This is a genomic window from Pseudomonas sp. SJZ074, from assembly GCF_007828215.1.
Taxonomy (GTDB): Bacteria; Pseudomonadota; Gammaproteobacteria; order Pseudomonadales; family Pseudomonadaceae; genus Aquipseudomonas.
Map to the genome: position 1 here is coordinate 1 of NZ_VIUE01000041.1, position 22,103 is coordinate 22,103.

Consider the following 22,103-nt stretch of genomic DNA (forward strand, 5'->3'; position numbering starts at 1 on the left):
TGGGCATCCCGGCATGGATGCCGGGATAGCCGCGCTGGGCCATGGATGGCCCTTCGCGGCGGGCCCACGGAGCAATGCCGGAGTGAGGGAACACCTCGCCCAGGCGAGGTGCCGAGTGGTGGGGCACAGACCTTTTGGTTACTTTTGGGGCGTTTGCCAAAAGTGACCCGCCGTAAGGGCGGAACCGCCAGTGGCCGTTACCGCAGCAATGGATATGTATTCAATAAAGCAGCCATCGCGAGCAGGCTCGCTCCCACAGGAGATCTAGGTTGCTGCTGATATTGCGATACACACAAAACAACTGTGGGAGCGGGCTTGCTCGCGAAAGCGGTGGGTCAGGCAACACAGATGCCAACTGAACCGACGCATTCGCGAGCAAGCCCGCTCCCACAAGTTCTGCATGCGCTGATCACCCCGGCAAAGGCGTGATCAGCAGCAATCACTCAATCAAACATTCGGGCAAGGAACCGGTGCCCAGTCGCCCAGGTCCGGGTTTTTGCACATGCTGTTGACCTGAGTGGTGCCAGCGCTGGCGACCTGCTTGCTTTCATCCTGCTTGGCCTTGGCGGTCTGCAGGGTTTTCTCGGTGGTGACCGCTTCTTTCGGCACGGTTGGCAGCACAGGCTTTTTCGCCGGCTTCACGGCTTTCTTGGTCTTGCTGGTTGGCGCCACGACTGGTGTGGTTTCGGCGGTTGCCACGGTGACCACGTCAGTGCGCTGCACACCCACTTGCTGCAGGTCTTTCTCGTAGGCCTGGGTGTAGTTGTTCAGGTCCTCGGAGGCTTTGCCGTTGACCGCGACGATCAGGTCGTTGGACTCTTTCAGGCCGGCGACGATTTCCGCCAGGCGCTTGCGGCCTTCGGTGTCGTTGACGGTCTTGGCCTTGCGGTCAGCGACCAGTTTGGTGAACGCGCTCTGGTAGCACTGCTGCGAAGCCTTGGCGTAGGCGGTGCTGCGGTCGATGTCGCCCACACGCTTATTGACGTCGGCGGCGTAGGAGGCGATGCGCTGGTTGTCATCGGCGATCTGCTTCTGGCGCTCGTTGTAGTAACCCACTGCGCCACCGGCCAGGGCGCCGCCCGCGGCACCGATGGCGGCGTTGCGGCCACGGTCTTCCTTGTCGGCGGTCAGGACGCCCAGCAGCGCACCGCCGACTGCGCCGACGGCGGCACCGGTGATGACCGACTGGGTCATGTTGCCTTCGGTGGCACGCAGGTGTTGCACCGGCTCGTAGCAGTTCGGGTAGTACTCGACCTTGGTGCTCGACGCGACCTTGGACGTCGGCGATGTCGCGCAACCGGTCAGTACGGTGCTGAAGCCGACAGCGACCATCAGCAAATGACGCTTGGAAACCGAAGCAGAAGGTTTACGGGAGAAAAGCATAGTTGTGTTCTCTTTTAAGTTTTGACCAACCCAGCACGGCCCGACGCCGCCTGGGTTCCCTCCAAGCTTGCCAACATTGAGCACTCAAGACCGCAGGGCGCTCGTTGCCAGCAATTCCTTCAATATCGCCGCCGGGTCGGCTCGTTTTTGTTGACGATAATCCCCGACATGACGAACGAATAACGTGGCGCGCGCCACCAGGCTCTTGCCCAGTACCGGCTTGCGCTCCATCTCCTCCTTGATGCGTTGAAACTGCGCCTGGATCACGGCATCGGTGTAACGCGTGCCGGTCGCCAGGTTGTCGATATAGATCGCCACCGCGCCATCCAGCGCGCTGCGGCCGTTGTCGATGGCCGTGGCGAACAGCTGCGCGCTGGCATCGTCCTTGGCGTCCACCGCCGCCTGGTGGCTGCGCTGCAGATTGGTCAGGCGGATGTTGTAGTTGTTGACGGTCTCGGCCACCAGGGCCGCCGACTGGATCAGGTTGCCGGCTGCTTCCTCGCGCTGCTGGGCGATGAGCGAGACGTTGCGCTTGAGCTCTTCGTTGACCAGCCCCAGCTCGGCTTGCAGGCGCGGGTCGACGCTGGCGGCGATGATGCTGTCCAGGCGCTTGGTCGGATCCTGGACGTCGTCGATGGCATCGGTCAGGGACGCGAGGCGGCCTTCTTTCTGCCATTGGGCGAACAGTTCCTTGTAGCGCGAACGCGGTGCCGACAACGCGCCGACGGCCACCCGGAAACCGGTGGTTTCGTTGCTCTGCTCGGTGCCATCGGCGGCGAACAAGGGGTATTCGCGGCGCATGCCGGTAAACAGCGTGCCCTCGCCTTCCAGGTAGTTACCGCCCTTGACCACGAACCCTCCGTAGGCGCCCTGGCGTCGTCCGGAATGCACCAGCTGGAAAGATTCCTGGACCATCTCGGCCGCGTTACCGATCACGTCGAACAGGCCGATGGGGTTCGGCAACTTGGTGCCGATGGGCATCAGTCGCGCCGCCTGGCCCGTGCCGCCGGCCACTTGGTTGAACACCGCCCAATCGGCCAATGGCCCGTCGCTTTCACTGCCTTCCAGACGCCGTGGGAATAGTCGTCCTTCCAGGTCCTGGCGGCTGACGGCCTGCCCGCCACGGGCGGCGAATTCCCACTCGACTTCGGTGGGCAGGCGCACGAAACCCAACCCGCCGTCTTCAGCGGAGGTGCCGCGACCGCTCACCGGCAGCAGATCCTTGTGGTATTTCATCAACCAGGCGCTGTACACCGCCGAAAAACGCTCGGCCTCGAACTTCGACAGTTTTACCTTGGGCAAGCGCCCGGCCATGCCCTGGGGCAGCTCGGCTTGCAGGGTTTCGCAGGCCGGTGCCGGTTCGCCGCTGGCCAGAGACTGCGCCTGGGCCATGACCTGGGCGTACTGACGCGCCGTGACTTCGTATTTACCGATGAAATACAGCATCGGCTTGAGCGGCGTCTGGGCGTCGGTCTTGGGCATCAACGGCGTGATGGTCTTGTTCCAGTCCTTGGGCAGGTCCTTGAGTGTGAACTGGCCGTTGATGAAGTCGCGCCGGTAGCCGGAAATGAACGACTGCTGGTAGCCGGCCTCACCTTCGCTGAACGGGTAGCCCAGGCTGATCTCGCGGTCGTCCAGGGTGCCCTGGGCGAGGATATAGACGTAGCGGAACACCATCTGCCCGTCACACGGCAGCGGCAGGCTGACGTCATCGGGCAACGGCTTGGGGTTGTCCAGTTTGTCGCTGCCTTCATCAGCGCTTGCCAGGTTGCTCAGAGCCGCCAGACTGGCCAGGCTCAGCGCCACGGCGGCGCCCAGTAACTTATACATCGCGAATTCCTTCAGAAGCCTGGATGCGCGCCACGCGCCAGCCGCCACAGGCCGCCGCCACGGCGCTGACGCCGAGCACGGCCAGCAGGGCCAGGGCGTAGTGACGCGGCAGTAGATGGCTGGCGTACTCGCCCGGCATCTGTGCAAATAAATGATTCAGGCCCGACTGCGCCAGGCCGTACAACCCGGCACTCAACAGAGCCGCGAAGCTGGCGCTGTACAGCGCTTGCAGCACCACGAACAGCAGCAGCGCGGCGGTGGATACTCCCAACAGGCGCAACACCGACAGCTCCCGCCGCTTGCGCTCGACCGCCGCCAGCGCCCCGGCAAAAATCGCTGCGAACGCCCCCGCCAACGCCAACCCGGCGATGATCCAGAACACGATCGACAGGTTGCGGCTCAACGATTGCACTTGTGCGATGGTCTGGGCCTGGGTCGACACCAAAAGATTCTGCGCCGCAAAATACTGCCGCAGCGGCTCCACATCGCCGAGGCTGCGGGCGTACAAGCGAAATGCCGGGTAGACGCGCTGCCCGGCCATGCCCACCGCATCGCCCGGCCAGCCGAACGCGGGCACGGCACGCCCGTCGCGGTAGTCCTCAGCCGCCTCCAGCAAGGCCAGTGGCGCGAACAATCCATCACGGGCGAAGGCTTCCAGCGGCAACACGTGCAGCACCCGCACCCGGGTCCGCTGCGCCTCACTGCGACCGGCCACTTGCCGGCCGAAACTGGCCTGCAACCAATCGCCAGCCTTGGCGCCGAGCTTTTCGGCAGCGGTCTGACTCAGCACCACCTCGTCCAGGCCCTGGGGCAACGGCAGGTGTTCGAGCAAGGGGTCGTTGGCGGCGGTGGGAATCATCTCGACGGTGACGGCCGCTGTCGCATTGTTCAGATCCGCCGTCGCGGCGATCTGCCGGGTGCGCGGCAAGGCGAACGACACGTCGCCGCGCTGGCCCAACTGTTCGATGAACCCGGCGCTGAAGCGACCGCCGCCCAGGGGAATGATTTCCCGGGTGGCCGGGTCGCTCTGCAGGCGCTCGGTCAGGCTGCTGACCAGGCCGAATTTCAGCCCGAACAGCACCAGCAACGGCGCCACCACCGCCACCAAGGCCAGTACCGAGCAGGCCGACAGCCAGGCGTCGTTGCGATAGTCCTGCCAGGCCAGGGAAGCCACCAGCGCGCCGCGCATCAGCAAGCCTCCCCAAGGGTGGCGGTGACACCGCCGTCGACGTCGCGACGGCAACTGATGCGCCGTACCTGCAAGCCGCTGGCACGGGCCAGGGCTTCATCGTGGGTGGCAACCACGCAGCACACGCCGCTGTCGCGGGCCTGGGTCACCAGCAATTGCATGACCCGCTCGGCGTTCAACGGGTCGAGGGCCGCCGTCGGCTCATCCGCCAGCAGCAGTCGCGGACCGTGGGCCAAGGCCCGGGCACAACTGACCCGCTGGCGCTGGCCAACGGACAAGTCCGCCGGTTTCTTGTCCAGTTGATCGGCAATATCCAGTTGCCCGGCCAGGCGCGCCACGCTGCCGTCATCCTTCAAACCGAGCAGTTGGCGCGACAATTCGATGTTGCCGCGCACACTCAGGAACCCGAGCAAGCCGCCGGTTTGCAGCACATAACCCAGGTGCCGGCTGCGCAGCTGCGCCAGCTCACTTTGCTCGGCGCCTCGCCAGAGCCGGGCAATGTCCAACGGCGTATTGGCAGGGGTAAAGTCGAACTGCCCGGCCTGATCCGGCGCCAGCACCAACGCCAGCATGTCCAGCAAGGTGCTCTTGCCGCAGCCGCTGGGGCCGACCAGCGCCAGTTGCTCACCGGCACGCAGCTGCAGCCGTGGGATCACCAGGCTGTAGCGCTGGCTGCCGGCACCCCGGCTTTTGTGCACCGCGCTCAGGCTCAGCATCATGGCAAGGTCGACAATGGAACGCGGTACAGCGCATCGCCTGGCTCGGCATCGCCGAAGCGCACCCAGTTGGCGAGGTCGTTGTGGAAGGTTTCGTAGAGGCGGATTTTCGAATCCAGCTCGTCGATGAAGTCTTCCTGCTCGGCCACGCTCAAGGACAACCACAGGTCCTGGGTCATGTTCAGCGATTTGCTGCGGTACGGCAGCCCTTCCAGGTACTCGCCGAGGATGCCGCCGTCGGCCAGGTTGCCGCCCTTGCGCAAGGCCGAGGGGTCGCGGCTCATGTAGGCGCTGGCGCTGGCGATTTCCTGGAAGAAATCCTTGGGCGAACTCTGGGTCTTGCGGGCCGCGTCGACGATCAGTTTCAGCGACTGTTGCAGGTCGTTGAGCTGCAGCTTGGTCAGCATCACGCAGACCTGGAACGCCGGCAGCGCCGGGTTGGTCAGGTCGCGGTCGGCGGTCCAGGCGCTGACCAGTTGCGGCGCCTGGCTGGCGGTCTTGCGGCCAAGGAAATCCATGTGCATCGCGTAGCCCACGGCCGCCGACTTGTCGGCCAGGCTCGGTGCGGCGCCCAGCGCCGGAACGCTTTGCGGCTTGTTGCTGCGCACCTGATGCACCAGATCCGCGAACACCGAGCCGATCTCGTCCACCCGCTCGCCGAGCTTGCGCACATCCGCGCCGGCGACGGGAATGTACAGGTCACCGATCTGCGGGTTGGCGTCGGCGGTCAGGGTGCGGTATTGGCTTTGGGCGCCGGCATGGGTTTTCTTGCCGGCGTCGCTGAGCAGGTGCAAGGCGTAGATCTTGATCTGCTTGCCCAGGGCCGCCTGACGCACTTCGGCTTCGTTCATCTGTGTGGCGGCAAACGGGTCGTTCTTGCGCAGGGCGCCGGCGTCGGTGATCAGCAGGATCAGGCGTCCGCCATAGCCGGACCAGTCCATGCCCTCCACCGCTTCCATCACGCCGGCAAACGCGTCTTCGTTGAACGAATGGCTCGACACGGTGGAGGCCTTGACCTGCCGTGCGAGGTCCAGGAAGCGTTGCGGGTCGCGCCCCTGTTCCAGGGTGATCAGGGTCTTGGCGACGTATTCCAGGCCTGGAGTTTTCTTGACGCTACTGCGGAAACCCACCAAGCCGAAGCTGACGCTGTCCAGTTCGCCACGCTCGGCAATGCGGGTCTGCAGTTCGTGAACCACGTCGCGCACCTGATCGATGTAGGGCTGCATGGACACGGTGGTGTCCACCACCAGCACCACGGCGGTACGGAACGCATCGGCGTTGGCGGTCAGGATCGGCGTGTTGTTGGACGCGGCCCGAGGTGTGCTGCCGGGGTCGATGGAGGCCACGTTCAACAACTGCACAGGCTGACCGTTCTCGTCGAAGCTCTCGCGCGAATCGAAGATCGGTAACAGGTAGAACTGGTTCTGCGGCACGGCGCTGGCCGCCGGTTCCAGGGCCAGCACCTGCTGGTTGTCCGTCGGGTTCTGTTGGGCCTTGAGCAGCACATTCTTGGCGTTGGAAGGATTAGCCAGCAGCTTTTCCACTTCGCCGGGCTGGCGCAGGAACATCACCGGCGCGCGACCCGAGCGTTCAGTGAACTTGAGCACCAGGCTCTGTTTCCAGTCGCTGACCTGGGCAGCCGGCAGCCAGCCGTCGCTGCGTCCGTCGGTGGCAGCGCCGACGCGCACCCACGGGCTGCCGTTGACGTCTTTGCGCTGGTACACGTAGAGCACGGAAAACGCCGGCAGGGCCTTGCCGGGCGCGGCACCCGGTTCGTCGACGAGCGTCGCCCCCGGTTTGCTGAGCACCCGCTGGAACAGGGTTTTCTTGCCGGCCATCAACAGCGGACGCTGGCCGCCATCGGCCTGGGTCGCCACGGGCGGATTCAGCGGCGGCGACACGGGCGGCTGGGCCGGCGTGGTATCAGGGGTTTTCACCGGCGGCGCGTCAGGCGTCTTCACCGGTGGCTTGGTCGATGAGGTCGATGCTATCGGCGTCTTCGTGTCTTTTTTGCCGGAGTCGCCGGACAGCCACCAATAACCCGCCCCGCCCAACGCCAGCGTCACGGCCACCGCAACGGCGGCGAGGGCGAATACCGGGGGTTTGCGCGATGGCGCAACGACCGGCCGCGCAGGTGGGCTCACCGGTGGCGGGGTTGGCCGGGGTTGCGATTGCGGCTGCGCCGGACCGCTCGGGATGTCGATGGACATCGGCGTCAATCCCGCCAGGTCATCGGCCTTCGCAACGGGCGGGACGGGGATCGGCATGGGCCGGATCAGCGTCGCTTCGGAGTCCTGGGGTAGGTTATCCAGCGCCCGCAACAACGCCGCCGCATCCGGGAAGCGTTCCGCCGGGTCCTTGGCCAACAGCTTGCGCAACACATCCTGGTAGCGGCCGTGGTGCACCGGCAGTTCCGGTAGTGGTTCGGTCAGGTGAGCCAGGGCCGTGGACAGCGCATCGTTGCCGGTATACGGCAACTTGCCGACGAGGATTTCGTAGAGCACCACCCCCAGGGCATACAGGTCGGCGCGGCCGTCGATATCCTGTCCGCGAGCCTGCTCCGGGCTCATGTAGCTCGGCGTGCCCACCGCGAAACCGGCCTGGGTGAACTGGGTGCGGTCATCCAGGGACTTGGCGATGCCGAAGTCCGAGAGCACCGCCGTACCATCGGCGCGGAACAGGATGTTCGCCGGCTTGACGTCGCGGTGCACCAGGCCCAGGCCATGGGCATACCCCAGGGCCGAGGCGATCTGACGGATGTAGACCAGGCCCTGCTCCGGCGACAGGCCGGCGGCGATGCGCTCCTTGAGCGTGCCGTTGGGCAGGTATTCCATCGCCATGTAATACAGCTCACCGACATTGCCGATGTCATGGATGGTCACGGTGTGCGGATGCGACAGACGCGCCAGGGTCTTGCCTTCGCGCAGGAAACGTTCGCAGAACGTCGGGTCGGCGGCCAATGCGGCCGCCATGACCTTGAGCGCCACCTTGCGCTCCAGGGAGCGCTGGGTCGCCAGGTAAACGCTGGCCATCGCGCCTTCGCCAATCTCGCCGTCGATGTCGTAGCCGGGGATCTGGATGTTCGAAACGGGGTTCATGCCGGCACCTTCACAACCACCACGGTGATGTTGTCCGGGGCGCCGCGCATCAGGCCCAGGGAGACCAGGCTGCTGGCGATTTCGCCGGGTTCGTCGTGGCTCAATACTTCACGGATTTCTTCGTCTTCGACGGTCTTGGTCAGCCCGTCGCTGCACAACAGATAGCTGTCGCCCGGTACCAACAGCAGCTCGGTCATCGCCACGTTCAACTGCGCCTCGACGCCAATGGCGCGGGTGACGATGTTGGCCCGTGGATGCACCCGGGCTTCGGCTTCGCTGAGCAGGCCGCTGTCCTGCAGGTCCTGGACGTAGCTGTGGTCTCGGGAGATGCCTTCCAGCACGCCATCGCGCAGGCGGTACAGGCGGCTGTCGCCGGCCCACAGGCACATGCCGCGCAAGTCACGGGTGGCGAGTACCACCACGGTGCTGCCCATCATGGTCACGCCACGGTTGGCGGTTTCTTCCCGCACGGCGGCGTTGACCCGTAGCAGGTCGCTTTGCAGCGCCGCGACGTATTCGTCCAACGAACGGCCCACGGCAATGTTGCGCAGGCTGTCGACGATCAGGCTGCTGACGTAGTCGCCCGCCGCATGCCCGCCCATGCCGTCGGCGACCACCCAGAGGCCGTTTTCCGGCAGGTCCAGACACGCATCTTCGTTGACCTGGCGAACCATGCCGACATGGCTCTTGCTTGCAGACTTGATTGCTTTTCCGGCACTTGGACGCATCTATACAACACCTTCTTGGCCGAGCAAAAATTGCGCAAAATCAGCGGCTGCCGGCAATCCCTGACAGCGCATCAACCCCGGGGCAATGCGCTCCGATCCCTGGCCCCACCACAGGCTCGCCCCTTCGCAGGCCGACTCGGCCAGGGCGCTCATGCGCCGCTGCGGGTCGGTGGCATCAAAGCGATGCAGGCTGGCAAACCGGCTGCTGGGCACCCGTGGCAAAAACATCGGGCTGCCGAGGTTTTCCAGCTCCGCGCCGAAGGCTTCGAACGTGGCTTCTACACTCAACGTGCTCAGCAGCAGGTTCTCCACCCGCTCGAACCATTCGTCCGCACCGCCAACCACCGACGCCGGGTCTGCATCGGGCTCCAGCAGCACCGCGACGGTCAGCGGAAAATAACGGCCGACCCGGTCGATGCTCGGCATCACCACCCCAACCGCAGCGTCCGGCCCGCACACGCCGGGGGCGACCATGAAGCGCCATAGCGGGCTGACGAGATAGGCGTCCAGCCAACGCTCGCCGAGGCTGGTCTGGCTGGCGAGCAAGCCAGCCGCCAGCCACGAGTCCCACGGACCGATAAAGCTCTGGGGCAAGCCACGGCTGACAAAATCCCCACGGCTGGCCAACTTTCCATAGAAACCCGCTGTACTCATAGCCGCTCCGGCAAGCTGAAGCCGCTGAGCACGCGGCTCCTGAACGGGTTGAAGGCACTGTTGGCCCGCAGCTCGTAAGAGGCGCTGGCGTTATCGACCCGCAGCCGCAGGTTGAAGCGATCCGGCGAGTTGCCGGCGGTCAGATCCGATTGCTCCAGCAAGCGGAACCAGGCCCACGGCCCGTCCAGGGTGATACCGGAACGACCGCTGGAAGACGGCGGCATGATGGAGATCCGCACCACGCCGATGCTGCCCGGGTTCGGCCATTGCATGGCGGTCGGACGGCTCGGGCCGTGGTCGTAGCTCAACTGCTGGCCGTCGAGGTCGAGCAGGAATTGGGTGATGGTCGAGTCCATCGCCACCGGCTTGAGTTCGAAGCGCACCATCGGCTGGGTGCCGCCGGAGCGGAAGAACGCATCGCGAATGGCCGCCGCGCGCTGGAAAGTCTGCAGCGCGCCAGGGGCAATGCCGAGCTTCTGTGCCGCGCCCGGCTGCCAGCGCCAGGTCGGGGTAGAGGTGTCGACGTAGGGTTGCAGGTACTTACGGAAGTAGTTATCCATCACCCCGCCGACGCCGAAGAACTGGCCGAAGTCATCGAGGGTCGCATCCCGGGCACTGCCCGGCGACATTGGATAACGCCCGGCCAGGGACTGGCGGTAGATGTTCACCACTTCGCTGGTCCAGGCGGCGTTCAGTTGATTGCGCACCCCGCCCATCATGCTGTTGGTGGTGGAATTGACCACTGATTTGACCAGCCCTTGCACCAACGGCGGCTGACGCTCGGCGTTGAGGCTGACCCGGGTGGCGGCGGCCGCGGCCTGGTTCTTGGCCTCGCCGAGCAAGGCATCGCCGCTGGCGCCGACCATGGCACTGACCTGAACGTACAGCGCGTTCATGTCGGCCAGCAGGCCATCGATGGCGGCCGGTTCACCGTCGTTTTTGCTGACAATGCTATTGAGCTCGGCAAAGTGCGCCGTGATCGGATCATCGCTGGCCTGCGGCGCGTTTTGCGTCGCCTGTTCCTGGCCGAGCAAGCTGCCCAGGCGCTCCTTGAGCTTGTCCACGCCGCCCTCCACCGGCGCGCCTTGGGCGGCCAGCAGGCGTTCGTCCTGTTGCAGGTCGGTTTCCTTCGCCACCGCCACCAACAGTTTTTTCAACGGCGAGGTCGGCCCGGAGATCACCCGCAGCACATCGGCGGCCTGGGCCACGCTGGTGATCGGCACGAAATCGATGTCGGCGAGCAAGGCATCCCATTGGCGCTGGTAGTCCTGGAAGTACAGCCGGCGCACATCGGCGGCCAGGCTGGCAACGTTCTGCTGATCGGCCTCTTCGTGGCCCAGCACCCATTGCTCTTCGGCCAGGGTGCCGGTCTGGCTCAGGCTGGTGAGCAAGAAGCCCTGGCGGTAACCCTTGACGGTGAAGAACCCGCTCAGCGGCTCGCCCAACGGCTTGCCGCTCTTGCGGCTGAACACCAGCGCGGCGTCACGCCCGGCGGCCTCGTTGATGCGGAAGTCCGGGATGCCTTCGGGCAGTTTTTGCCGCTTGATCCGATCGTAAACCCGCTGGGCCACTGGCAATTGCTGCAACTGGCGGCGCAGGTCTTCGACCAGGCGCTGGTCCAGGCGCGCGAGGGGTGGACGGCGCTCGAACAGTGCCTGCAAATGCGCGGTCAGGGCCTGGCGCTGCTCGGCCGGCAAATCCCGCGGCAGGCTGCGGTCCCAATCCAGGGCGATCCAGGCCTTGATGAAGTCGGCATCGTAATGCTCGGTGTCGGCGAGCATCAGGTAGGCCTTCAAGCCTTCGTAGAGGAAATCCGAATTGCCGCCGCTGTGCAGTTGCTCTTCGATGCGCGTCAGCAGGCGCGGCGCGAACACCGCGATCAGCAACTTGCGATAGACGCTGCCGGATTCGGCTTCGAGCATGTCGCCCTGGTAAAGACCCAGGCCCTCGGCCCAATCCGGCGCATCGCCCGCCAGGTGTTTCACAGCGTTGAGCAACGGCAGCACCGCGAGCACGTCACGCTGTGCCGGGCTGAGGTTCTGCACGGTCTGGCCCAGTGGCGCGACCTTCTGGTCGACTTGGGCGATGTAGGCCTGGTTGGCGCGATAACTGACCCACCACAACGTGCTGACCACCAACACCACCAGCACGGTGGAGGCCAGTACGCCCCGGGCGATCCATTTGCGCCGACGCTCGACCTTCGGGTCGACGCCCACCAGACCACGCTCGGCGAAGGCCACGGCGGTGAACAGTTTTTCGATGAAGTAGCTGCGCCCGGTGCCGGTCTGGCGCGCCAGATGCTGGCGGTCCAGGTTCATGCTCTGGGCCATGGAACCGATCAGGCGGTCGATCGGGCTGCCTTCCTGGGTGCCGCTGGTGAAATACACACCGCGCAGCAACACGCGCTCTTCGAAAGCGTTGGGCTTGAACACGCCGTCGAGGAAGCTTTGCAGGCAATCCTTCAAGGCACCGAACTGCTGCGGGAAACCGTAGATCAGATCACGCCGCGCCGGGTCGCGCTCCTGTTGCAGACGCTCCACCAGCCGGTCGTTGAGGCGCTGTTCCAGGCCGGCGAATTCGCTTTGCAGGTGCGCCAGCGGACTGTCGTTGCTCTTGCCATCGTCCAGGGCGAAAGTCATGCCCCAGACCTGGGCGCGCTCTTCCTTGCTCAGGCTGTCGAAGTACTCCATGAACCCGGGTACCAGGTCGAGCTTGGTCAGCATCAGGTAGACCGGGAAACGCACACCCAGCTGGGTGTACAGCTCCTGGATACGCAGGCGGATCGCCGCAGCATGGGCGGCGCGCTCGGCGTCGCTGCCCAGCAGCAAGTCGGACAGGCTGATGGCGATGAACGCACCGTCAATCGGACGCCGGGCCCGTTGTTTTTTCAACAGCCCCAGGAAGCCCAGCCACGCGGCTTTGTCGATCGTCGCATCGCTGTCCTGGGTGGTATAGCGTCCGGCGGTGTCGAGCAGGACCGCCTGATCGGTAAACCACCAATCGCAATTACGCGTACCGCCTACGCCACGCACCGCGCCGGCGCCCAATTGGGCGGCCAACGGGAAATGCAGCCCGGAGTTGACCAACGCAGTGGTCTTGCCCGAACCCGGCGGACCGATGATCACGTACCACGGCAGCTCGTAGAGGTTACGGCGCTCGTCACCACCCAGCTTGGCCTTCTTCAAGAGCGCCAGGGCTTCGTCCATGCGCTGGCGCAGGGTTTCGAGTTCCTCGGCGGTGGCGATGCTGGTGGGGTCCGGTGGCGTCTGCTCGGCCAGGCTGCGCATGACTTCGGCGGCCTGGCGGCGGGCCTGGATGATGCGGAACACGCGGTAGGCGATCCACACCGCGAACACCAGGATGATCAACGCCCAGCGCCGGCCTTCGGGCACCAGCCAGTCCAGCAGCGGGCCGACGAACCAGATGATCAGGCTCAGGGCAATCAGCCCCAGCAACGGGATGACCCAGCGGATCATGAAACTGAAAAACGCCTTCACTCGACTCCCTCCGCCAATACGGTGATTTCAACCCGACGGTTGCGTGCACGCCCTTCCGTGGTGGCGTTGGACGCCAGTGGTTCGGTGTCGCTGCGGCCTTCGGCGCTGAAGCGCTCGGGCTGGCCGGTCTTGGCCGCCAGAATCTGCAGCACCGACTGCGCCCGCGCTTCGGACAACGCCCAGTTGGACGGGAAGCGCAACGTGGCGATCGGCCGATTGTCGCTGTGGCCGGTGACCAGGACCTGGCCCTTGACCTTGCGCACCGCATCGGCGATGCGCAGCATCAGCGGCTGGAAATCGTCCTTGATGCTGGCGCTGCCCGAGGCGAACAGCTCGTCGCCACGGATGGTCACCACCGAGCGGTCGACGGCGTCTTCCACGGCAATTCGATTGGCGCGGATTTCATCGGCCAAAAAGCCTGCCAGGCGTGGGCGCTCGACCACTTTCGGCTGCACCACGGGGCGGTCGATGGTCTGTACCGGAATTTCGCCCAGGAAGTGAATGTTCTTGAACACCGGTTCGGCATCGGAAGCCAGTTTCATGCGCAGGCCGAACAGCAGCGCCAGCAGCAAGGCCGCGCCGATGGCCACGGCGATCCACGGCGGCATGAATTGCGCCAGCCGATCGCGGGCCACGGTGACACCGCGCCAGTGCGGCGACAGTTCACGCTCGTAGTCGCCCCGGGCGCTGCGGATTACCGCACTGGTGCGCTCGCGCAACGCTTCCAGTTGGCTGCGACCGTCGTTCATCACCCGGTAGCGCCCCTCGAAACCGAGGCACATGCACAGGTACAGCAGCTCCAGCAGGTACAAGCGTTCCCTTGGACTTTGCAGGCAATGCTCCAGCAGTTGGAACACTTTCTCGCCGCCCCAGGCTTCGTTGTGCACGGTGATCAGCAGGCTCTGCTTGCCCCAATCGCTGGTGCCGCCCCAGGGGGTGCTCAACACCGCTTCGTCCAGCGCGGTGCACAAGGCGTAGCGGGCCAGCAGCACGTCGTTGCGCACCACACCGGCAGCCTCGGCGCGCTCTTCGAATTGGCGCAGGTAGGCCAGCAGTTGTGCGCGCAGGCTGGCCGGGGCCGGGTGCGCGATGGTATTGCGCAGGCGCGTCAGCAGGGCCAACAGCGGGCCGGCGGCGCTTTCCAGCGGATTGAGGCCCTGGGCCTTGCCGGTCAGCACCGGCGCGGCCGGCATCGACAGCGGCGCGGGTGCTGGCTGAGGGCGTCCGGCATCCGGGCGGAACGGGTCCGCGCCACGGCCACCGGGCGTTGGCATGAACTGGGTACGATCGTCGTTGCTCATCGCGAATTATCCTCGGATCGCCCAGAACGCCAGGTTCAGCCCAGGGAACTGCCCGGCGATGTGGAACGCAAAGCCGCCGGAGTTGCCCAGCTGCTTCCAGTGGTCGCTGCCCCGGTCGAGTTCGTAGTAGGTGGAACCGGCGTGGTACGGAAGCTGACGTGGCGCCACCGGCAACGGCAACAGGCCGATGCCCGGCAGTTGCAGGTTGACCAGGTCGCGGATGTGCTCCACCGAACCGACCTTGCTCTGCTGGCCGAAGCGGCTGCGCAGGGTTTCGGCGGGAACGTCGGCGCGCACTACCAGGATGAAACTGGCGCTGTCGAGCAGGGTCTTGTCGGCCAGCATCGCCACGTGGATACCGTAGGCTTTTTCGACAATCGGAATCGGTGTGGCCTTGCTGTCGATCAGCATCGACAAGGCCTCGCGCAATGCCTGCATCACCGGCGTGAAGCTCAGCACCAGGTCGTCATGCTGGTAGGGCGGGTATTCCTGCGGTCGTCGCCCGGACGCGGTGAAGGTGGAGAACTCCCCCGCCAACGCCACCAGCTCGCTGTAGAAGCGCTCGGGGTGCAGCGGGCTCAACTGGCTCAGGTGCTGGACCAGCGGCTGCGCACGGTTGACCAGTTGCAGCAGCATGAAGTCGGCAATCTCCGAAGCACCACCGGCGCCGGACGCCACCACCCGTCCGGCGAGGGCTTCGCCGCGTTGATGGAGCAAGCCCAGCAGCTCACTGCGAAACGCCGTCAGCGGCTTGGAAGCGACCACATCCAGCAGCGGCGGAATGTAGGTGTCGTCGAGCACCAGGGCGCGGTCGGCGCGTTTCTCCTTGATGCGCACGACGCCGACGGCAGCGTAGTCGCCGATGCCGTCCTGGGCGGTCAACAGGCGCAACGCCCGGGAGCCGAGGGCCACCGGCGCGCGGTTTTCAAATGGTGCGTTGTCGTCGCGCACTTCGCTGACCTGGCTGACATAACGCGCAGCGCCCAGGGGCTCGCCTTCATCCACGGTGTCGCGGGCGCCGGCGCGCTTGAGCGGCAGGGCCAGGTAGACCAGGCCGTCGCGCAGGTTGTCGTCGATGTTCAACGGGGTCGGCGCCACGTCATCCTGGGGAATGTTGAAGGGCGTGCCATCCGGCAACAGGCCCCGTGCCGAAATGATCGCCAGCTTGCCCTGGGCCAACAGGCCCTGGTCGATGAGCAATTCGGAAAAGCCCCAGGCGCCGGCCGACAGGGGCCGGCTGCGTGCGTCGATGAGGTTTTCCAGGTAACGGTCGTGCTGTTGGAAGTGCTGCGTTCCGATGAACATGCCTTCCGACCAGACCACGCGATTGTTCCAGGACATGGGGGCTCCGATTGCTTATTGGGCAGGGCTGGATGGGGGAACGACGACGTCGCTGCGCACGGCGCGCACATCGAGGCTGATCTGGTATTCGGTGTAAGCACGCGGCGGCACATTCAACACCGTGCGCCACAGCGACTGATCCAGTTCGCGGTAGCCGACCAGGATGCCGATGTGGCGGGTCGATGGGTCGAGGTCGCGTTGCAGGCTCAACTGCTGGCCGGGCTGGATCAGCACTTCGTCCTGATCGATCAGATCGGCGCCCAGGGTCGCCTGGGCCCGTTCGGCCAGGGCGAAATAATCGGAGCGGCCAAAGGTCGCCGCATTTTTCAATTCGAAAATCCGCACCCGCACCGGAGCCGGCTGGCCGGTGGCACCGGGATTGAGACCGTTGATGGCGTGGAAGTGCAACTCGACGGCGGCGGTATCGGCCTCAGCTTCTTCGGGCTGGGGTTTGGCCGCATCCTTGGCGCACGCCGTCAACAGAAGCGCGGTGGCAACTGCGAGTAAAAACCTGGGAATCATCCTGCGTCCTCAATGACGTTTGAGCTATCCGTTGTTTGTCTTGTGAAGGGTTATGGACAGCGACGCTTAACGGCGTCGCTGTCGGGTACTGTGTTCTTCGTAGGCACGACTGAATTCACGACCGAACAGGTCCTGGAAATCCTCCTGGGCTTCCCGGGAAATATTGCTGTAGAGCTCGGTAAATTGCTGCCAGTACTGAGCCTGCCGCGAGCCGCTGAAAATCCCCGACAGCCCGCCAGGCTTGCCCATACGTTCTTCCAGTTGCGCCGGTTCGAAGCGCGCCAGCAAATGTTTGATCGCCGCTTCCACGCCGGCCATGACCGCCAGCTGGTGGGCACGCAGATCATCGAAGCTGTCCCGCACGGCCACGTCCGGCGCCATGAACGCCTGGTTGCCGTGACGCAATAGCAATAGCAGGGCTTCATCGACGTTGGGGGCGAATTTCAGCGGGTTGTTTTCCACCGGCTGGATCATCGTCTGCTGAATGCGGAACTCACCCTTGAGGCTGCTGCGGGCACGCAAGACGTCGATCAGGCCTTCGACCATCAATCGATAACTGCGCCCGATGCTTTCCATCTGCGCCTCGGCCTGGGCCTTGTCCAGGCGCAACTGATCCAGGCCCGCACCGCGCAGAAAGGCTTGCAGCAGATCGGGTTGGGTTGCGTCGACCGGAACGGCCGACGTAACCGGCCTGACTGGAGCGACTGGCGGTTCGACACGGGCCACCGGCGGTTCGGGCTGCGGCGCAGGTTCGTTCGGTATGCGGATATCGGCGAGGTTGAACTCGGCGACACTCGTTTCAGGCGCAAAGATGTCCGGCACCGGGATCGCTGGCTCGGGAGGCTGAGGCACGGCTACCGGTTCGACCACCGGCATTTGGGCAACCGGCGGCGGAGCGATGGCCACCGGGGCAACGGGTGCGGGGGCCGGCTTGTCGCTGAACAGATCCCAATCTTCTGGGATCACCGAGGCGGAACTCATCGCCACCGGCTCTGCCACAGGCGGCGGGCTGGGACGGGGGATCGGCGTCGGCGGGCGGAAATCGTGCTGCTGGGCCGGCACATGATCGGGCTGGGTGGCCGGCGGCACGCTGGGCGGCGCGAGGAAATCGAACAGGTCCGGCATCGTGTCCATGGCTGACACGCCCTGAAACTGCGCCGGCGGAACCATGGGAGCCGGCGCGGGGTTATTCACTGGCGCGGCCGCCTGGCGGCCCATCAAGGCCTCGAAGCTGCTGGGCGACTCGGCAAAGGGGTTGCTGTCGGTAACAGGCAGGTTGAAGTCGACACGCGCCTGGATTTCATAATCCCCGATGCGGATGATCTCGCCATCCTGCAAGAGCTCACTGTTGCCTTTGCGCAGGCGGACACCGGCCTTGACCAATTCCACGCCATTGGTGCTGTTATCGGTTAAATAATACCGGCCGTCTTTGTATTGAATAACGCAATGTTTACCGGACACCAACCGTTCAGGATCCGGCAATACCCAGTCATTATCGGAATTACGGCCAATTGCCATCACTCCCTGGTTCATGGACTTTTCAGAACACTGACCGGGGGTAATCTTGTGATAACTAGTGATAGTCAAACACAGCGGCATCTCGCCTCCTTGCCGAATACTTTCAAACGTCTGCGCGCGCGGTAAGCCGAAGGGGGAATTCACCTTGGCGCTCACCGGAAAACCTTGCAAACAGCCGCGAAACGGCTTTTTGCCAGCATGATGGCTGATATTAACCGGCCTGCATGACAAAAAACCGCTCCCAGGACCTTCCTCGACCTGCCAGTCGCGCGGGTTGTTAAGCGCCTCACAACTGTAACAGAGTGGAAATAGCTTACCTTGACAAGCGATAAGTACTACACCAAAAATGCACAACTTCTTGAATATCAATGATGGCACTTTAAGATCATCAAGCATCTAATGGGCCATTACCGTCAAGGGACATGCGAAGTTCCACCCGGAACTTGCGTGTGAACTGCCCGACTCATTCTTCAGCGGGCGATAGGGAGATCGATCCAAGTGGATGTGCCTTTGTTGCTCGCCGCCGTTTCCGCGAACTCGCCTTGCGGCGAAGACCTGGAATATGACGCGGATTTCCTGCGCCTGGAACGTGATTCCCGAGGCCAACCCGAGCGCAGCATGGGCGACTCGATATTGCCCGCCGAGCCCCCCGAGTGGCGCAGCATCCAGCAACAGAGCCTGGACTTGCTGCAACGCAGCAAAGACCTGCGCATCACCCATTTCCTGTTGCAGAGCTCCCTGGCCCTCGAAGGCCTTCCAGGCCTGGCTCGCGTATTGACGCTGATCAGCGAATTGCTCAAGCAATACTGGGCCGACCTGCACCCGCGCCTGGACGCCGATGACGACAACGATCCCACCGTGCGCATCAACGCCCTCGCCGGCCTGACGTCCGATGTCACCATCCGCCTGCTGCGCGAAAGCATCCTGGCCCGTTCACGCGCCTTCGGCCCTGTCACCCTGCGCGCCGCCGCCAACGCCAGCGGCCTGCAAAGTTTCGCCGATGAAAGCCTCGGTGCCGAACAGCTTGCCGGCGCGTTGCGCGACTGCGACCCCGAGCAACTGGAAATCACCCGCGCGGCGCTGCTGGAAGCTCGCACCGCCGCCGAAGCCATCGAACAGCAGGTCAGCGACCAGGTCGGTTCCGCCCAGGGCGTGGACCTCGGCCCGCTGAAGCAGCCGCTGAAGATGGCATTGCAGATTCTCGGTCAGTTCGCACCGCAGAGCGGCGACAGCGCCCTCCCGGACACGGTCGCTGACGACAGTACCGCGCCAGCCGAATACACCAGCGCGCCGAGCGCACCGCGCAACACCGGCACGAGCACGGTCAGCGGTGAAATCAACAACCGCGACGACGTGCTGCGCAGCCTGGACCGGATTCTTGCTTACTACACCCGTCACGAGCCCTCCAGCCCCCTGCCGGTGCTGTTGAATCGGGCGAAGAATCTGGTGCACGCCGACTTCGCGGCCATCGTGCGCAACCTGATTCCCGACGGCATGAGCCAATTTGAAAACCTGCGCGGCCCGGACAGCGAATAACAGCGAGCGGATCACGCAGTCACGTCACCGGCCCCACCGGATGACGCCAACACCGTCGCTCAAGCGACCAGGAGCAACAACGTGGCGAAGCAAAGTTCTCAGAAATTCATCGCGCGCAACCGCGCGCCTCGAGTGCAGATCGAGTACGACGTCGAGCTCTACGGCGCCGAGAAAAAGGTCCAGTTGCCCTTCGTCATGGGCGTGATGGCCGACCTCGCCGGCAAGCCCGCCGAGCCTCTGGCACCCGTGGCCGACCGCAAGTTCCTTGAGATCGATGTCGACAATTTCGACTCGCGCCTCAAGGCCATGCAACCACGCGTAGCGTTCCATGTGCCCAACGAACTGACCGGCGAAGGCAACCTGAGCCTGGACCTGACCTTCGAAAGCATGGACGACTTCAGCCCGGCAGCCGTGGCCCGCAAGGTCGACTCGCTGAACAAGTTGCTCGAAGCACGCACCCAATTGGCCAACCTGCTGACCTACATGGACGGCAAGACCGGTGCCGAAGAAATCATCATGAAGGCGATCAAGGACCCAGCGCTGTTGCAGGCCCTGGCGAGCGCGCCGAAGCCAGCACAGGATCAATGATCATGACCGACAATACCGTCCGCGAAGGCGCACAGAACCTGGGCGCGACTGAAGAAACCAGCGAGTTCGCGTCCCTGCTGCTGCAAGAGTTCAAGCCCAAGACCGAGCGTGCCCGCGAAGCGGTCGAGACCGCCGTGCGTACCCTGGCCGAACAGGCCCTGGCGCAGACCGACCTGGTGTCCAACGACGCCATCAAGTCGATCGAATCGATCATCGCCGCCATCGACGCCAAGCTCACCGCCCAGGTCAACCAGGTCATCCACCACCCGGACTTCCAGCAGTTGGAAAGCGCCTGGCGTGGCCTGCACTACCTGGTCAACAACACCGAGACCGATGAGCAACTGAAGATCCGTGTGCTCAACATCTCCAAGACCGACCTGCACAAGACCCTGAAGAAATTCAAGGGCACGGCGTGGGACCAGAGCCCGCTCTTCAAGAAAATGTACGAAGAAGAATACGGCCAGTTCGGCGGCGAGCCATACGGCTGCCTGGTAGGCGACTACTACTTCGACCAGTCGCCACCGGACGTGGAGCTGTTGGGCGAGCTGTCGAAAGTCTGTGCAGCAATGCACGCACCGTTCATTTCCGCCGCGTCGCCGACCGTGATGGGCATGGGCTCCTGGCAGGAACTGTCGAACCCACGCGATCTGACCAAGATCTTCACCACGCCGGAATACGCCGGCTGGCGTTCGCTGCGTGAATCGGAAGACTCGCGCTACATCGGCCTGACCATGCCGCGCTTCCTGGCGCGCCTGCCGTACGGCGCCAAGACCGACCCGGTGGAAGCCTTCGCCTTCGAAGAAAACACAGACGGCGCCGACAGCTCGAAATACACCTGGGCCAACGCCGCCTACGCGATGGCCGTGAACATCAACCGTTCGTTCAAACACTTCGGCTGGTGCTCGCGCATCCGCGGCGTGGAGTCCGGCGGTGAAGTGGAAAACCTGCCGGCCCACACGTTCCCGACCGACGACGGTGGCGTGGACATGAAGTGCCCGACCGAGATCGCCATTTCGGACCGCCGTGAAGCGGAACTGGCGAAAAACGGTTTCATGCCGCTGCTGCACAAGAAAAACACCGACTTCGCTGCGTTCATCGGCGCCCAGTCGCTGCAGAAACCGGCCGAATACGACGACCCGGACGCCACCGCCAACGCCAACCTGGCCGCGCGCTTGCCGTATCTGTTCGCCACCTGCCGTTTTGCCCACTACCTGAAGTGCATCGTGCGCGACAAGATCGGTTCCTTCAAAGAGAAGGATGAGATGCAGCGCTGGTTGCAGGACTGGATCCTCAACTATGTCGACGGCGACCCGGCGCACTCCACCGAAACCACCAAGGCCCAGCACCCACTGGCAGCGGCCGAAGTGATCGTCGAAGAAGTCGAAGGCAACCCGGGGTACTACAACTCCAAGTTCTTCCTGCGTCCGCACTACCAGCTCGAAGGACTCACCGTGTCGCTGCGCCTGGTATCGAAACTGCCGTCGGCCAAGGGCGCGTAAACAGTATTTGTTGGCACGCCCGAACCTTGTGGGAGCGGGCTTGCTCGCGAAAGCGCCGGATCAGTCGACATCAGCGTTGGCTGACCGACCTTCATTCGCGAGCAAGCCCGCTCCCACAGGTCCGCTGTCGTGGCTGACATCCAAAATAGTTTCGCAGGTCAGCGTCAAACCAAACAATGTGGTTAGAAACCACACAGGGAGAAAACATGGCTGTTGATATTTTCATCAAGATCGGCGACATCAAGGGCGAGTCCATGGACAAGGCCCACAAGGACGAGATTGACGTCCTGAACTGGAGCTGGGGCATGTCCCAGTCCGGCAACATGCACATGGGCAGTGGCGGTGGCGCCGGCAAGGTGAACATCCAGGACCTGTCGCTGACCAAGTACGTCGACAAGGCTTCGCCGAACCTGATGATGCACTGCGCCAGCGGCAAGCACATCGACAAGGTCAAGCTGACCGTGCGCAAGGCCGGCGGTGAAAGCCAGGTCGAGTACATGATCATCAACCTGGAAGAAGTGCTGATCACCTCCCTGAGCACCGGCGGCTCGGGCAGCGATGATCGCCTGACCGAAAACGTCACCCTGAACTTCGCCAAGGTGCTGGTGGACTACCAGCCGCAGAAAGCCGACGGCAGCAAGGAAGGCGGTCCGGTCAAGTTCGGCTGGAACGTGCGTCAGAACGTCAAGGTGTAATCGAACAC

General features: G+C 64.1%; 16 protein-coding genes. 4 read left to right on the forward strand and 12 right to left on the reverse strand.

Annotated elements, in window-relative coordinates; genetic code table 11:
* Positions 1–447: 447 nt before the first annotated feature.
* The 12 genes from tagQ to tagH all read right to left on the reverse strand — a co-directional run bounded on the left by tagQ (position 448) and on the right by tagH (position 17,858).
* Positions 448–1,383 (reverse strand): type VI secretion system-associated lipoprotein TagQ, encoded by a 936-nt coding sequence (gene tagQ / locus FBX99_RS26840; protein ID WP_144929091.1) that lies wholly within the window; start codon positions 1,381–1,383, stop codon positions 448–450.
* A gap of 84 nt (positions 1,384–1,467) precedes the next feature.
* A complete protein-coding gene (locus FBX99_RS26845) occupies positions 1,468–3,213 on the reverse strand; it encodes an SUMF1/EgtB/PvdO family nonheme iron enzyme (protein WP_144929089.1) in 1,746 nt (581 codons plus the stop codon).
* Positions 3,206–4,402 (reverse strand): ABC transporter permease, encoded by a 1,197-nt coding sequence (locus FBX99_RS26850; RefSeq protein ID WP_145133511.1) that lies wholly within the window; start codon positions 4,400–4,402, stop codon positions 3,206–3,208. Before FBX99_RS26850 ends, FBX99_RS26845 begins: the two co-directional genes overlap by 8 nt.
* Positions 4,402–5,118, reverse strand: coding sequence for an ABC transporter ATP-binding protein (locus tag FBX99_RS26855; protein ID WP_144929115.1), 717 nt, complete (start codon positions 5,116–5,118; stop codon positions 4,402–4,404). Before FBX99_RS26855 ends, FBX99_RS26850 begins: the two co-directional genes overlap by 1 nt.
* Positions 5,118–8,216, reverse strand: coding sequence for a serine/threonine-protein kinase (locus tag FBX99_RS26860; RefSeq protein ID WP_144929085.1), 3,099 nt, complete (start codon positions 8,214–8,216; stop codon positions 5,118–5,120). The genes FBX99_RS26855 and FBX99_RS26860 overlap by 1 nt, the downstream gene beginning before the upstream one ends.
* Entirely contained in the window at positions 8,213–8,944 is a 732-nt protein-coding gene (locus tag FBX99_RS26865) for a PP2C family serine/threonine-protein phosphatase (RefSeq protein ID WP_144929083.1), read from the reverse strand. Before FBX99_RS26865 ends, FBX99_RS26860 begins: the two co-directional genes overlap by 4 nt.
* Positions 8,945–9,598: a type VI secretion system-associated protein TagF gene (gene tagF / locus FBX99_RS26870; RefSeq protein ID WP_047698342.1), complete on the reverse strand. Its 654-nt coding sequence runs from the start codon at positions 9,596–9,598 to the stop codon at positions 8,945–8,947.
* Positions 9,595–13,095, reverse strand: a complete 3,501-nt coding sequence (gene tssM, locus FBX99_RS26875; RefSeq protein WP_144929081.1) for a type VI secretion system membrane subunit TssM — start codon at positions 13,093–13,095, stop codon at positions 9,595–9,597. The genes tagF and tssM overlap by 4 nt, the downstream gene beginning before the upstream one ends.
* Positions 13,092–14,396: a DotU family type VI secretion system protein gene (locus tag FBX99_RS26880; protein ID WP_144929078.1), complete on the reverse strand. Its 1,305-nt coding sequence runs from the start codon at positions 14,394–14,396 to the stop codon at positions 13,092–13,094. The genes tssM and FBX99_RS26880 overlap by 4 nt, the downstream gene beginning before the upstream one ends.
* A 6-nt stretch (positions 14,397–14,402) precedes the next feature.
* Positions 14,403–15,737, reverse strand: coding sequence for a type VI secretion system baseplate subunit TssK (gene tssK, locus FBX99_RS26885; protein ID WP_145133513.1), 1,335 nt, complete (start codon positions 15,735–15,737; stop codon positions 14,403–14,405).
* A 15-nt stretch (positions 15,738–15,752) separates the two neighbouring features.
* On the reverse strand, positions 15,753–16,259 hold the full coding sequence (gene tssJ / locus FBX99_RS26890; protein ID WP_144929075.1) for a type VI secretion system lipoprotein TssJ: 507 nt from the start codon (positions 16,257–16,259) through the stop codon (positions 15,753–15,755).
* 66 nt (positions 16,260–16,325) lie between these two features.
* The gene (tagH, locus tag FBX99_RS26895; protein WP_144929073.1) at positions 16,326–17,858 is read right to left on the reverse strand and encodes a type VI secretion system-associated FHA domain protein TagH; all 1,533 of its coding nucleotides are present in this window, start codon (positions 17,856–17,858) and stop codon (positions 16,326–16,328) included.
* Between the two features lie 417 nt (positions 17,859–18,275).
* On the opposite strand from tagH, the gene tssA reads away from it, so the two are divergent.
* From tssA to FBX99_RS26915, 4 genes are all read left to right on the forward strand, one after another.
* Positions 18,276–19,313, forward strand: coding sequence for a type VI secretion system protein TssA (tssA, locus tag FBX99_RS26900; protein WP_144929070.1), 1,038 nt, complete (start codon positions 18,276–18,278; stop codon positions 19,311–19,313).
* An 81-nt stretch (positions 19,314–19,394) separates the two neighbouring features.
* Positions 19,395–19,901 (forward strand): type VI secretion system contractile sheath small subunit, encoded by a 507-nt coding sequence (gene tssB / locus FBX99_RS26905; protein ID WP_003177230.1) that lies wholly within the window; start codon positions 19,395–19,397, stop codon positions 19,899–19,901.
* A 2-nt stretch (positions 19,902–19,903) separates the two neighbouring features.
* Positions 19,904–21,400, forward strand: coding sequence for a type VI secretion system contractile sheath large subunit (tssC, locus tag FBX99_RS26910; RefSeq protein WP_047698355.1), 1,497 nt, complete (start codon positions 19,904–19,906; stop codon positions 21,398–21,400).
* Positions 21,401–21,606: 206 nt separating this feature from the next.
* On the forward strand, positions 21,607–22,095 hold the full coding sequence (locus tag FBX99_RS26915; RefSeq protein WP_047698356.1) for a type VI secretion system tube protein Hcp: 489 nt from the start codon (positions 21,607–21,609) through the stop codon (positions 22,093–22,095).
* The last annotated feature ends 8 nt before the right edge of the window (positions 22,096–22,103 follow it).

Excerpts from the sequence above, each read along its gene's own strand:
- tagQ (WP_144929091.1), bottom strand. The coding sequence starts at position 1,383 with ATGCTTTTCTCCCGTAAACCTTCTGCTTCGGTTTCCAAGCGTCATTTG.
- FBX99_RS26845 (WP_144929089.1), bottom strand. The coding sequence starts at position 3,213 with ATGTATAAGTTACTGGGCGCCGCCGTGGCGCTGAGCCTGGCCAGTCTG.
- FBX99_RS26850 (WP_145133511.1), bottom strand. The coding sequence starts at position 4,402 with ATGCGCGGCGCGCTGGTGGCTTCCCTGGCCTGGCAGGACTATCGCAAC.
- FBX99_RS26855 (WP_144929115.1), bottom strand. The coding sequence starts at position 5,118 with ATGCTGAGCCTGAGCGCGGTGCACAAAAGCCGGGGTGCCGGCAGCCAG.
- FBX99_RS26860 (WP_144929085.1), bottom strand. The coding sequence starts at position 8,216 with ATGAACCCCGTTTCGAACATCCAGATCCCCGGCTACGACATCGACGGC.
- FBX99_RS26865 (WP_144929083.1), bottom strand. The coding sequence starts at position 8,944 with ATGCGTCCAAGTGCCGGAAAAGCAATCAAGTCTGCAAGCAAGAGCCAT.
- tagF (WP_047698342.1), bottom strand. The coding sequence starts at position 9,598 with ATGAGTACAGCGGGTTTCTATGGAAAGTTGGCCAGCCGTGGGGATTTT.
- FBX99_RS26880 (WP_144929078.1), bottom strand. The coding sequence starts at position 14,396 with ATGAGCAACGACGATCGTACCCAGTTCATGCCAACGCCCGGTGGCCGT.
- tssK (WP_145133513.1), bottom strand. The coding sequence starts at position 15,737 with ATGTCCTGGAACAATCGCGTGGTCTGGTCGGAAGGCATGTTCATCGGA.
- tssJ (WP_144929075.1), bottom strand. The coding sequence starts at position 16,259 with ATGATTCCCAGGTTTTTACTCGCAGTTGCCACCGCGCTTCTGTTGACG.
- tagH (WP_144929073.1), bottom strand. The coding sequence starts at position 17,858 with ATGCCGCTGTGTTTGACTATCACTAGTTATCACAAGATTACCCCCGGT.
- tssC (WP_047698355.1), top strand. The coding sequence starts at position 19,904 with ATGACCGACAATACCGTCCGCGAAGGCGCACAGAACCTGGGCGCGACT.
- FBX99_RS26915 (WP_047698356.1), top strand. The coding sequence starts at position 21,607 with ATGGCTGTTGATATTTTCATCAAGATCGGCGACATCAAGGGCGAGTCC.